The organism is Rhizobium aureum (assembly GCF_030182495.1).
GTDB classification, from domain to species: Bacteria; Pseudomonadota; Alphaproteobacteria; order Rhizobiales; family Rhizobiaceae; genus Rhizobium; species Rhizobium tropici_C.
Window position 1 is genome coordinate 34,037 of sequence record NZ_JAQJCI010000028.1, and the last position, 11,174, is coordinate 45,210.

Below are 11,174 nucleotides of genomic sequence, written 5' to 3' on the forward strand. Positions count from 1 at the left end.
CATCCACTGAACCCCCGGGGAGGACAATCCAAAATGAAGTCGATCACTGCTACCGCCATCTGTGCGTTAAGCCTTTCCGTGGCCGCCTTTGGCTCGGCCGGCGCCGGAAGTTCCGGCGCAAATACCGGGTCAAGCGGGAAGATCGCCGATGACCTGAAGCTCATCGACACGGTCGTCGTGATCTATGCGGAAAACCGCAGTTTCGACAATCTCTACGGCAATTTCCCGGGCGCAAACGGGGTCTCGAAGGCGCCGACGGCCGCCCTCATCCAGCGCGACCGCGACGGCAAACCACTGAAAGAATTGCCGCCGATCTGGGACGGCCTCACCGCCAAGGGAGTAACGCCACCCGTAACGCAGGCTGAGACCGAGCATCTTCCCAATCGGCCATTCCATGTCGACGACCCCAGGGGTTTCAAGCTTGGGCTTGACACGATTACGCACGATCTCTGGCACCGATACTATCAGAACCAGATGCAGATCGACGGCGGCCGCAATGACATGTTTGTCGCCTACGCGGATTCAGGTGCGCTGCCAATGGGTCTATGGGATGGCTCAAAAATGCCGATGTGGAAGCTGGCTCAAAAATACGTGCTGGCCGACAACTTCTTCATGGGCGCGTTCGGCGGCTCCTTCTTCAACCATCAATGGCTGATCTGCGCCTGTGCACCATATTATCCGAATGCCGACACCAGTGCCGCCAAACCCTCCATTGCGGTCGTCGAGGCGGATGGCGTGACACTGAAGGCCGCACCCAACTCGCCGAAGTCTGCAATCGATGGCATTCCGAAATTTGTCAGCGATGGCAATCTCACGCCCGATTTCTATGCCGTCAACACCATGCAGCCCCCTTATCAGCCAAGCGGCAATGGTCCCGCGGCAGATGGCGACAAGGCTCTTGCCGATCCGAGCAAGCCAACGACCTTGCCGCCACAGACAGAGCCCACCATCGGCGACTTGCTTAGCCTTAAGCACGTAACCTGGGCTTGGTATGGAGGCGCCTGGCAGGATGTGCTCGACAACGGAAACAAGCAGCCGGCACCGAATTTCCAGTATCATCATCAGCCGTTCAACTATTATGCAAGTTTCGCCCCCGGCACGGCGGCCAGGACTGAACACCTGAGGGATGGCGGCCTAGCGGGTGCCGAGTTCATCAAGGCAATCGACGCCGGCACGCTGCCTCAGGTCTCTTTCTACAAACCACAGGGCAACCTCAATGAGCATTCCGGCTATGCCAGCATTGAAGCCGGCGACGCCCATATTGTCGATGTGATCGCGCATCTGGAAAAGAGCCCGCAGTGGCCACATATGCTCGTCGTTGTCACCTATGACGAAAACGGCGGCCTTTGGGATCATGTCGCACCGCCCAAGGGCGATCGTTGGGGGCCTGGTTCCCGCATTCCCGCCATCATCGTCTCGCCCTATGCACGGCATGGCTATGTCGATCACACACCAATGGACACGACCTCGATCCTGCGTTTCATCACGCGCCGTTTCGAGCTGCCGACGCTGCATGGCATCACCGTTCGAGACACAGCCGTTGCTGCCTATAAGGAAAAGCCGCTGGGCGACCTGACCAGCGCACTCGTTCTTAAGGACAAGTAGGGGCCTTGCATCTGCACGATGTGCAACGCTGCGACGGGCCTGGCGGTCGAACAACTGCTACGCCCGGGACTTGGCGAGCGGTCCGCATTGGCTTGCGAGAACCAGCGTCTTGAGTGAACCACAGCTGTGGGGCGAGGATGAAAGATGAAGGCGATAGCACTCGGCATCAGCTTTGCGCTCAAACTTTGCATACTCGCTTCGCTCGTCGCATTGGCCGCACACCTTGCCGTACCCATCCCGGCACAAGTGCTCTTGGGACTGGCGTTTTGTGCAGCAACTGCCGCAGCGTGGGTTACATTCCTTTCCCCGAAACGGAGATACGAAATTGGCGCAGCTGGAAGGCTCGTTCTCGAAGCCGGCATTTTCGTGGGGACGGCTTTGATTTTGAACTACCTCGGTTCGTCAACGATGGTGATCGCGCTAGTCTCCGTCGCGGCTGCCAATCGGATTGCCGTTGCGCCGACTCCATGATCGACGGCGAACAGCGCCCCACTGGCGTTATTGGCATAGAGCAGGCTTTCATCTTGCCGAGATTCAGTGACCCTCACATGCAATGAATAGCGTCGCTCTTGAAGGGAGTCGAACTTGCGGCCCTCGCAGAAAAATGCATTCGCGCATTGCTCGGAGATTGCGCACGTGATCGATAATGCTGTTAAATATCCCATTGTATACCGATGTAGCTTGGGTTTTCTAAAGCGATTGTGTTGTGTAGGCATCAGAGCCCATTAGTAATAGTCGACAATCTTAGGGGTCAGCTCGCTAGAGCCTGTAAAGGCGGTTGTCGGTAAGTAACGGTCTTTGGAGCTTCCGCCTTTGTCACCCTATGTTGCGATAATCAGAACGCTCCACGCTTGGAAAAATGCGGGGCCATAATTGCTACAGACGTTAGTCTCCGGCGATAGAAACCGTCACTTGAATGTCCAAGCCAGCATTAACAACGGCCGCTAACTCGGAATTCGGCAATCTCAATGTGTATCCAGCGTCGGCCTGCCGCTGGCTTATAAAAAGCAATACATCCGCGTATGCGCTGTCTATTCCGGGCACTGACAAGATTCTGAGAAAATTCTTGCCAAGTGTCTCAGTCAACTTTGCCAGTATATGGTCTAAGTCTACTTCCTTTAGTGGAACGGTCAGCGTCCACATGCCCGTTTTTGCTTTCACAGAGCTTCCACTACTAAGCAGTCTTTCGTCACCGGATTTCCACTGCTCATCTGGCTCGACACCGAGAAAATCAGTGATCCGTTCCGGTTCCAAGTTATCGCCATGTATATATACTGCAACAGTTCCGGCTTTTTCTGTGTTAGTCATCCAGGTTTCCAATCACTTCGCCTTCTGGATTCGCAATGTCTCCTGTTCCAGGGTCGACGCCGTAGTCGTCTCTTGCCTTTCCTTTATCCTTCTGTTTGGCACGATGAGCCTTGTCTTTAGCCTCTCTCGTGGGAACTCCGTTTCGACGCCCCCATTCGGCCGCTCCCGTGTCCAAGGGCCAATAACCTCGCGGAGGCGCCATTGCACTATCGCTGCCCAACAAATCACCGAGTGGATCCTGGGACGATAAGTCATCGGGGAGGGGGCACATGCCAAGTGATGGCTGCGGAGCCTGATGCCGTAGCAGCCACGGCAAGATCGATATTTGTCCATCACGGTCAGCGTAAACAACTGGAGCATTCTTCGCATAGGAATACAAATTAAATGTATGACTAGTTCCCTCACCAAGAGGATCTCTGGAAATCCAGCGCCCCACATTAGCATTATAAGCTCTGAACCACGTCAGGCCAAGGCCGCTCTCGGAGTGGGAGAACATTCCTGCGAAGCCATAGTCAGTGAGCGCCGGACCTGTTTGTACCGTTACGCCCCAAGGATCATAATCGTAAGCGGGAGCGTTGGTGGCGCTTTGGAATACGCGCCGAACGGAGCCGATATGATCTATTCCGTAGAAAAGTAAGGGATCATTCGTCCCAATCTTGAATTCACCCTCGGTGAAGTAGCCTTGTTTTGGTGCGTAGGCAGCATCGCGGGCTTGGCATAGCCTATTCCCGCACCAGACGTACTTGAAGGTAACTGTATTGCCGCCGCCTGCAGGAATCTCATCAATTTCAATGCGACGACCAATCCCATCATACACGAATCTCGTCTGCTTTCCCGCCTGCGATACATAGGTGGTACCAACCAGCCGATTTTCGCCGTCCCAGGCATAGGTTCGTTCGCCATCAGACAGCAAATTCCCGTTGGCATCATAGCTGTAGCCCTGACCGGAAACCTTCGTGGTCTCGTTGAGATTGTTGAATGCGACTGTCTGCGCTGCGGGGTTCGGTTCGGCGATGCTTGCGTCGCTGTCCTGCGTAATGCCGGTGATGAAATTCTCCGGCGAGGTTTGAAAGGTGAAATTCGTATACTGCCCACTCGTCAAGCCGGTGTTGGCGACAGCCTGTAAGAGGATCGGCGTTTGCTGCCCGGAGCAGACGTTGCTCATAGCGCACTTTCTCGGAAACATCCTGAACGATGCCGAACAGGCGTCTTGGCTCGCCTTGCAGGCGTTCGATATCGCTCACAACGCGAATCCATCGTTCGTCGCCTTCCGGCGTGATGATGCGGTATTCTTTGTCAACTCCGGTGCCTGTTCCGTTCAGGACGTCGCGGATTCTGCGCCTGACGCTGTCACGTTCTTCGGGAGCATAGCAGCCGATCACCTCCTCCGAAGTCATACGTTTGCCGATCGGCAATCCCACGGTGCGGTATATCTGATCCGACCAGACGATCGCACCGGTGCTAAGGTCCATCTCGAAACCACCGATCTTGGCAGAGCGCTCGGTTTGTTCGAACCGCGCCTGCTTCAACTCCAGTTCACGTTGCTGCTCCTTCAGCAGGCTTTGCTGACGATGCTCCCGGACAAGGCCCATGATGACGCTCGCCAGACTATGGAGCTGTTCGAGATCCCGATCGCTGAAGCGGCGGATCTTGGTGTCGAGGACACAAAAGCCGCCGTAACACGTCTCCCCTTCCGAAAGCGGAACCCCCGCATAGAACTGGACGGAACAGTCTCTGACGAAAATGTTTCCGCAAAAACGGGAGTCTGCGCTGACATCTTCAACGACGAGCGGAGAGCCTGTTTCCACGACGTAACCGCAAAAGGAACGCTCGCGCGGCGCCTCCGCCAAAGGAAAGCCTTGCCGAGCCTTGAACCATTGCCGGTGCTCATCGACAAACGAAATCAACGCCATCGGCATATCGAACATACTGCAGGCAAGACTTACGATGGCGTCGAATTCCGCCGTCGGCGGCGTATCAAGAATGCTTGCTTCGTAAAGAAGGTTCAGCCTCTCGTCTTCTGTCAATGACATGCGACCTTACTCCTCGCAGTAGCGACTGAGTGGGACCCTTCATGGATCGTGGAAGCGGACGAACTTGCCGCTGAGGGGGTGTAAAATTACGTCACCTCATGGATGAGGCGCGCGGGGTGGGAAGCGCCATTGCTCGTCCCACTTGCCGCAGTGCTGAAGTCTGGGCTGTGCCGACACTGAACTGCGCAATCAGGGCACGCAGCCGGCCTGCTTCTCCAGCAAGCGCATTGGACGCCGCATTCGATTGCTCGACCATGGCAGCATTCTGCTGGGTCGTCTGGTCCATGGAATTCACGGCGGAGTTTACCTCGGCCAAGCCGGTCGCCTGTTCCTTGGCGGAGGCAGCAATCGCCTCCATATGATTGTTGATCTCGATGATGAAGTCTCCGATGGTTTTCAACGCCTGGCCGGCATCGCGTACGAGCTTAACGCCGCTTTCGACTTCGGAGGTGGACGTTTGGATGAGGCCCTTGATCTCCTTGGCCGCCTGCGCTGAGCGTTGCGCCAACTCCCTCACCTCCTGCGCGACGACCGCAAAACCCTTTCCAGCTTCCCCGGCGCGCGCAGCTTCCACGCCGGCATTCAGTGCCAGCAGATTGGTCTGGAAGGCAATCTCGTCGATCACGCCGATGATGTTGGAGATCTGCTGCGAGCTGTCCTCGATTTTTCGCATCGCCTCTTCCGCATGTGAAACCACTTCGGCGGACTCTACCGCGGATTGATTAGCCCGGCTTGCGACACCACGCGCCTCTTCGGTCCGCTTCGTCGAGCTGTTGACGTTGGCGGTAATTTCGTCGAGAGCGGCTGCCGTTTCCTCGAGGGACGCCGCCTGTTGCTCTGTCCGCTTCGACAGATCGTTCGCACCTGCGGCAATCTCGCGAGTGCCGGAATCGATCCGTACAGTCGTCTCGGCCACGGAACTGAGAGCCATGCCGAGCTTGTCGACAGCGTCGTTGAAATTCTTCCTAAGGCTTTCGAAGTCGGCTGCGAACGGCTGCTCCAGGCGAAAATCGAGCCTGCCCTCGGCGAGCTGGTTGAGGGACGAGCCGATTTCCGTAACGGCAAAAACCCTGTCCGTGACGTCGGTGGCGTATTTCACCACTTTGGCGACTTTTCCGTGCTCGTCGAGGATGGGGTTGTATGAGGCGTTCAGCACGACTTTCTTGCCGTTTCGACCGACGCGCGTAAATTCACGCGCCTGGAATCGGCCGCTTTTAAGCTCGCTCCAGAACTCAGCATAGTCGGAACTGGCGGCGTAAGCAGAGTCGACAAACATGCTGTGATGCTTGCCACGGATCTCGTCTAGCGTGTAGCCCATCGTCTTGCAGAAGTTCTCGTTGGCTGTAACGATCTCTCCCTCCAGGGTGAACTCGATGATGGCCTGCACACGGCTGATCGCAGCCATCTGGTTTTGATAATCCAGGTTGAGAAGGCGCTCCTTTGCATCAGCCCATTCCACCACAAACGCCTTCGTCTTTCCGCCTTCTATGATGGGCGTGACGTGCAGATCGAAGCTATGGCTGCCCACGCGGATGGTTGCGCTGTGGGGCTTCGTCAACCGCGCGAGCATGTCGCGCTGGTGCGACGGATTCTTGTGAAAAATATCGATATTGCTTCCGATCAAGGTATCGACGGCAAAGCGCGGGAGTTCCTTCTTGAGGTCGTGTTCGGCGGCCGTCAGCAGCTTGCGGACAGCGTCGTTCATATAAATAATGTTCAACTTGCTGTCGGCAATCATGACGTTTGCCTTGAGGCTGGCCAATGCTGCAAGTTGAGCCTTAGTATTACCACCGATCATTCCAATCATTTCACTCCTTTCGAAGCCGTTGCTTCAAGTTGAAATCTTGAGCGATCGACAGTTCAGCTGAACTCCACTCTCACGCATGCGGAAATATTTGCACTCTCCTATTAATGGCGCCTTAATGTTAACAGAGCTGTTGGCCGTGCCGGCGATCGATATCGATGGCGCCATCGCGGGCGCCGGTCAGATCCTTCCCGTTCAAGACGCCACGACGGCCCAGGTAAGCGATTGGCCGGCACAAGGAACAACGAAGAACTGAGACTTCAGTGCGACCCTCTTCTATCATCACGAACAAACAAAACATTCGTCGATGGTGAACAGCACGAGTTGAGGCGCTCCGCGTCTCCCTATCCATTCTCCGAGCAGGATTTGCCGACACCAGTTCCAGGCATCTTAAGCAGTTGTTATTCATAATGTTCTACGGCTGGCGAAGTAAACTCTTGCCCCGAAGGACATATGAAATGTCACTACAAATAAAGCCTACCCGCCTTTCTCCGGTATACAAGAACTCGATTGCCGCGATCACGCTGTTCTCCGCTATCGCAACGCTGCCCGTAGCCACCCATGCTCAGGACATGTCCATCATAAACGGCCAGAATGTTGGCGCGGTCGGTGGCGCTGTCGCCGGCGGGCTGGTCGGTCGCAAAGTCAGCGGCAAAAAGCACAAAACACTGGGCACGGTCGCCGGCGCACTCGGCGGAGCCGTCGTTGGTGGCGTGGCCGGTCGTATGATTGACGGCAACAACAACCGCGCTGCCGCACAGGCACCGCAGTATCAGCCCACTCCGGTTGTCGACCCCCAGTCCACGGGAAGCATCGCAAACGGTGGCGGCAATTCCTTGATCAATGGCCAGAACGTCGGTGCAGTCGGTGGCGCCATCGTCGGTGGCATCGCTGGAAACAAACTTGGCGGCAAGAAGCATAAGACCCTCGGAACCGTCCTCGGTGTTGTCGGCGGAGCCGTTGCCGGGGGTGCGGTCGGCAATATGGTCGCACCGCAGCAATAAGTGCTTGCATTCTTCCTCGCAGCGCCGGACCTGATCTGGCGCTGCCGCTCCCCTGAACCAACGTCGCGCTCTTCTCCTACAAAGCCATCCTGCGCACTTCGCCGACATTCGCTCGAAACAGCGGCATGATAACCCCGAGCCCCACAGCCGCGTACTCGGCCCGATTGACCTGACATTTCCGGGCATTGACATAAAGCACCATCAATTGTCGGTCGCTGCTGAAGCTCCATCCCAACTTCAGTTTCCCTGGGGAGGCTCGTTAACCGGAACAATCCTGCCGGCTTTCCACATGTAAGATGAGAAGCTCGGTGGTATCTTGTTTCCCGTCGCCTTATCGATCTCCCGCCGGGATAGCTGCGCTCGGCCCTCGACTATCTCGCGCCGGACGCTTTTGAAGCCAGCCTCTCGCAACAGCGGCAAGAGACATCAGACGCAATTCACGGCCGGGAGAACTGTTACCGATTGCTGTCTCACCAAAGGGGTGCAGTCCATCAGCATAGTTCTCAAGATCACATGTTTGGGTGACGGCCGTAGCCGCCAGCCTTAACCTGTCCGTCACGCCGCCCACGGTCGATTGATCGTCAGGAAGTGACGGACAACCGGCTTGTCGGGACCGACATGGTAGGCCAGCACCTTGCCCTGCAGATCGGCGTCGGCGTTGGAAACCCGCTTGTGCTGGCGAAGATGTTCAGCCCAGGATTCAACCATGAACCACTCCACGATCTTCTCTGGGTCGGCCGAGTCCTCGGTGACGCCCCATCCGTAGGCACCGTCCCGGCGGCGTTCCTTGGAAAGATCGTCGAGGGCATGCAGGAATGCGCTCCGGTGCTGCGTCTCGGTCTTGTACTCGATCAGTATCAGAACCGGGCCACGGTCATGGGCAACGGGTTCGGCGACAAGAGGCTCGGGCCAGTGGTTCGACGGCACCAGGTCGGCATCGCCGGCCGGAAGCTTCACGCGGTGCAGGATGAACCCGGCGATAAGCAGTCCGATAGCTCCGATGATCAAGGTGAACTGGATGCCGACAGCTTCGCCGACCGCACCCCACCCCAGACTTCCGGCAGTCATCGCTCCGTTGAAGACGGTCAGGTAAACGGCAAGCCCACGACCGCGCACCCAGTTGGGAAGGACGGACTGCGCGGTGCCGTTGAGCGTTGTCAGGGCGGTGATCCATGCACCACCGAGGAGGAGAAGGACGATGATCGCAACCCACTTCGGTGGAGCAAGAGCAAGGACTCCCATGACGGCGGCGGTGACAACCGCCGCGACGAGAAGCAGGCCATCGGAATTCAGGCGCTGGCGCAGCTTAGGCATCACCAAGGCTCCACCGATCGCGCCCGCACCGACTGCACCGAGCAGGATACCGTAGAAGCTGGCATCACCACCGAGCAGTTGGCGGGCAACGAGCGGGAGAAGAGCCCATACGGCGCTGGCGAAGGCGAAGAAGATCGCGGCGCGCAGGAGGACGACGTGCAGTGGCGTGCTCGAGCGGGTGTAGCGAAGTCCGGCTCGAAACGCCCCAAAGAAGTTCTCCTGGAGCGCGTCGTTTCCATTCTTAGCCCGCGGCCACCAGACGAGAGCTGCGATCACCACGATGTAGCTGGCAACGTCGGCGCCGTAGGTGATCCCGGCTCCGAATGCTGCAAGAAGCAGGCCGCCCGCGGCAGGCCCGATGGAGCGGGCGATGTTGATGCCGAGCGAGTTCAGCGCCACCGCGCTCTTCACGTCCTCGCGCTTCACCAATTCCGGAACGATCGCCTGCCAGGTCGGCCCCATCAGCGCGGCTCCAATCCCGCCGAGGAACGTCAACCCGATCAGAGCGCTGACCGAGAGTATGCCCGTCTGCGAGAGAAGCATCAGCGAAATACTGACGGAGGCCAAGAGCACCTGGACGGCGATCAGGAACTTGCGGCGATCGAGGATGTCGGTGAGAACGCCTGCCGGAATGGCAAGCAGGAAAACCGGCAGGGTTCCGGCCGCCTGGACCATGGCGACCGCGGCCGGCGATGCCGAAAGATCCGTCATCAGCCAGGAGCTTGCGACGTCGCGCATGAAGCTTCCGGTATTGCCAAGGACCGTGGCGATCCAGAGGACCGCGAAGACAGGCTGGGCAAGGGGTGCAAAGGTTCCCTCCGATGTTTTTGCGACGCTCATCTGCCCGCCCCCCTTGGGAAGTCGAATGTGGCGACGAAGACGAATGCGCCGGCGAGACCGAGATGTTCGAAGAAGGCGTTGGTCGCCATCATGCGGTCGATGCCGGGCGCCATTTCCCAGAAGCGGAGCGCGATGAAGGTTGCAAGAAGCGTAAAGCCAGCGAGCGCCAGGGCACCTGCCCAACGCAGGAAGCCTGAGATCACCATGGACGAAGCGGCAAGTTCGAAGACGATGACGGCAACTGCGAAGAAGGTGGCGGGATGGAGACCGAAACGATCCATCTCGGCCAGGGCACCGTTGAAGTCGAAGATTTTGGTGAGCGGACCTTGGACGTAGGCTGCGCAAAGAGCCAGCAGTGACACCGTCCGGATGACCGGAGAGCCGACGGCGCGTGCCAGACTGCTCCGGACTGGGTTGGACATATGAGATTGAAAGGTCATTTCAGCTCCTGCATGTTCGCTGTCGAGGCCGCTTTTGATGGAGCGATATTGGCTGGTAACCGCCACGCCAACAATTGCAGCAATAGTTTCGATTTAATTGCGGATTTGGCAATGATGAGGTGACGCTCGGGCGGCGGTGTGGCCGCCCGGGCTGGAGGCTGGTCAGACTGCCCAGCACGAGCAGCCGAGCGCACCGAAGAAGCCCTTGAGGTCGGCGACCGGAAGCTTCGAGGTCCAGGCACCCGCGTGATCGTGGCCATGCACGCCGCAATCGGTGGCACATCCGCATGTGGAGATGGCGGTTCGGCGCAGCGAACGGGCACCCGCGCCTTCCGGTTCGCCCCAGGCCGCGTAGCCGCCGAAGCTGCGGACAGGAGACCAGTCCGGCATGGCGGGCGGGATGTCGTTCTCGTCGAGCGTCTTGAAGTCGCCTGCCCCATAGACGATCTTGCCGCCGACCATGGTCAGCTCCGAAACGAGGAAGGAGATCTCGTCCTCGGCGCAGGAGAAGAAGTCCTTGTCCGGCACCACGAGGTCGGCGAACTGGCCCTTCTCGATGCGGCCCTTCTTGCCTTCCTCGTTGGAGAACCAGGTGACCTTCTCGGTCCACATGCGCAGCGCCGTCTCGCGGTCGAGGCAGTTGGCGCGCGGGTAGAGCTGCATGCCGCCGACCGTCTTGCCAGTCACCATCCACGACAGCGAGACCCACGGATTGTAGGAAGCAACGCGGGTGGCGTCTGTGCCGGCCGAGACGTTGACGCCCTTGTCGAGCATGCGGGCGATCGGCGGCGTAGCCTCGGCCACGCCGTGACCGTACCGCTCCACG

Annotated in this window: 10 protein-coding genes; 3 read left to right on the top strand and 7 right to left on the bottom strand. The window is 58.2% G+C overall.

Translation table 11 applies throughout. The annotated features are described in order from the left end of the window. Positions 1-33: 33 nt before the first annotated feature. Both PH552_RS32110 and PH552_RS32115 read left to right on the top strand, forming a co-directional pair. Complete coding sequence (locus PH552_RS32110; RefSeq protein WP_113251663.1) at positions 34-1,605, top strand: acid phosphatase; 1,572 nt, start codon at positions 34-36, stop codon at positions 1,603-1,605. 144 nt (positions 1,606-1,749) lie between these two features. Continuing rightward, positions 1,750-2,076 (top strand): DUF2568 domain-containing protein, encoded by a 327-nt coding sequence (locus PH552_RS32115; RefSeq protein WP_113251664.1) that lies wholly within the window; start codon positions 1,750-1,752, stop codon positions 2,074-2,076. Positions 2,077-2,490: 414 nt separating this feature from the next. Here the strand turns inward: PH552_RS32115 and PH552_RS32120 are convergent, their stop codons facing one another. The 4 genes from PH552_RS32120 to PH552_RS32135 all read right to left on the bottom strand — a co-directional run bounded on the left by PH552_RS32120 (position 2,491) and on the right by PH552_RS32135 (position 6,753). Further along, entirely contained in the window at positions 2,491-2,913 is a 423-nt protein-coding gene (locus PH552_RS32120) for a DUF4279 domain-containing protein (protein WP_113251665.1), read from the bottom strand. After that, the gene (locus tag PH552_RS32125) at positions 2,906-3,730 is read right to left on the bottom strand and encodes an RHS repeat-associated core domain-containing protein (RefSeq protein WP_483315520.1); all 825 of its coding nucleotides are present in this window, start codon (positions 3,728-3,730) and stop codon (positions 2,906-2,908) included. The genes PH552_RS32120 and PH552_RS32125 overlap by 8 nt, the downstream gene beginning before the upstream one ends. A 109-nt stretch (positions 3,731-3,839) precedes the next feature. Then, positions 3,840-4,946: a GAF domain-containing protein gene (locus tag PH552_RS32130; RefSeq protein ID WP_285166578.1), complete on the bottom strand. Its 1,107-nt coding sequence runs from the start codon at positions 4,944-4,946 to the stop codon at positions 3,840-3,842. A gap of 91 nt (positions 4,947-5,037) precedes the next feature. Continuing rightward, positions 5,038-6,753, bottom strand: coding sequence for a methyl-accepting chemotaxis protein (locus PH552_RS32135; protein WP_112345233.1), 1,716 nt, complete (start codon positions 6,751-6,753; stop codon positions 5,038-5,040). Positions 6,754-7,208: 455 nt separating this feature from the next. On the opposite strand from PH552_RS32135, the gene PH552_RS32140 reads away from it, so the two are divergent. Continuing rightward, positions 7,209-7,754: a glycine zipper 2TM domain-containing protein gene (locus PH552_RS32140; protein ID WP_210279002.1), complete on the top strand. Its 546-nt coding sequence runs from the start codon at positions 7,209-7,211 to the stop codon at positions 7,752-7,754. Between the two features lie 555 nt (positions 7,755-8,309). Here PH552_RS32140 and PH552_RS32145 read toward each other — a convergent pair. From PH552_RS32145 to PH552_RS32155, 3 genes are all read right to left on the bottom strand, one after another. Continuing rightward, positions 8,310-9,908, bottom strand: a complete 1,599-nt coding sequence (locus PH552_RS32145) for an MFS transporter (protein WP_113251775.1) — start codon at positions 9,906-9,908, stop codon at positions 8,310-8,312. Next, positions 9,905-10,348, bottom strand: coding sequence for a DoxX family protein (locus PH552_RS32150; RefSeq protein ID WP_285166580.1), 444 nt, complete (start codon positions 10,346-10,348; stop codon positions 9,905-9,907). Before PH552_RS32150 ends, PH552_RS32145 begins: the two co-directional genes overlap by 4 nt. A gap of 162 nt (positions 10,349-10,510) precedes the next feature. After that, the coding region (locus tag PH552_RS32155) for an amidohydrolase family protein (RefSeq protein ID WP_285166581.1) at positions 10,511-11,174 on the bottom strand (664 nt) is incomplete at its 5' end.

What these genes read in the sequence shown, in the direction of transcription:
- PH552_RS32110 (WP_113251663.1), top strand. Translation starts at nt 34, where the DNA reads ATGAAGTCGATCACTGCTACCGCCATCTGTGCGTTAAGCCTTTCCGTG.
- PH552_RS32115 (WP_113251664.1), top strand. Translation starts at nt 1,750, where the DNA reads ATGAAGGCGATAGCACTCGGCATCAGCTTTGCGCTCAAACTTTGCATA.
- PH552_RS32120 (WP_113251665.1), bottom strand. Translation starts at nt 2,913, where the DNA reads ATGACTAACACAGAAAAAGCCGGAACTGTTGCAGTATATATACATGGC.
- PH552_RS32130 (WP_285166578.1), bottom strand. Translation starts at nt 4,946, where the DNA reads ATGTCATTGACAGAAGACGAGAGGCTGAACCTTCTTTACGAAGCAAGC.
- PH552_RS32135 (WP_112345233.1), bottom strand. Translation starts at nt 6,753, where the DNA reads ATGATTGGAATGATCGGTGGTAATACTAAGGCTCAACTTGCAGCATTG.
- PH552_RS32140 (WP_210279002.1), top strand. Translation starts at nt 7,209, where the DNA reads ATGTCACTACAAATAAAGCCTACCCGCCTTTCTCCGGTATACAAGAAC.
- PH552_RS32145 (WP_113251775.1), bottom strand. Translation starts at nt 9,908, where the DNA reads ATGAGCGTCGCAAAAACATCGGAGGGAACCTTTGCACCCCTTGCCCAG.
- PH552_RS32150 (WP_285166580.1), bottom strand. Translation starts at nt 10,348, where the DNA reads ATGACCTTTCAATCTCATATGTCCAACCCAGTCCGGAGCAGTCTGGCA.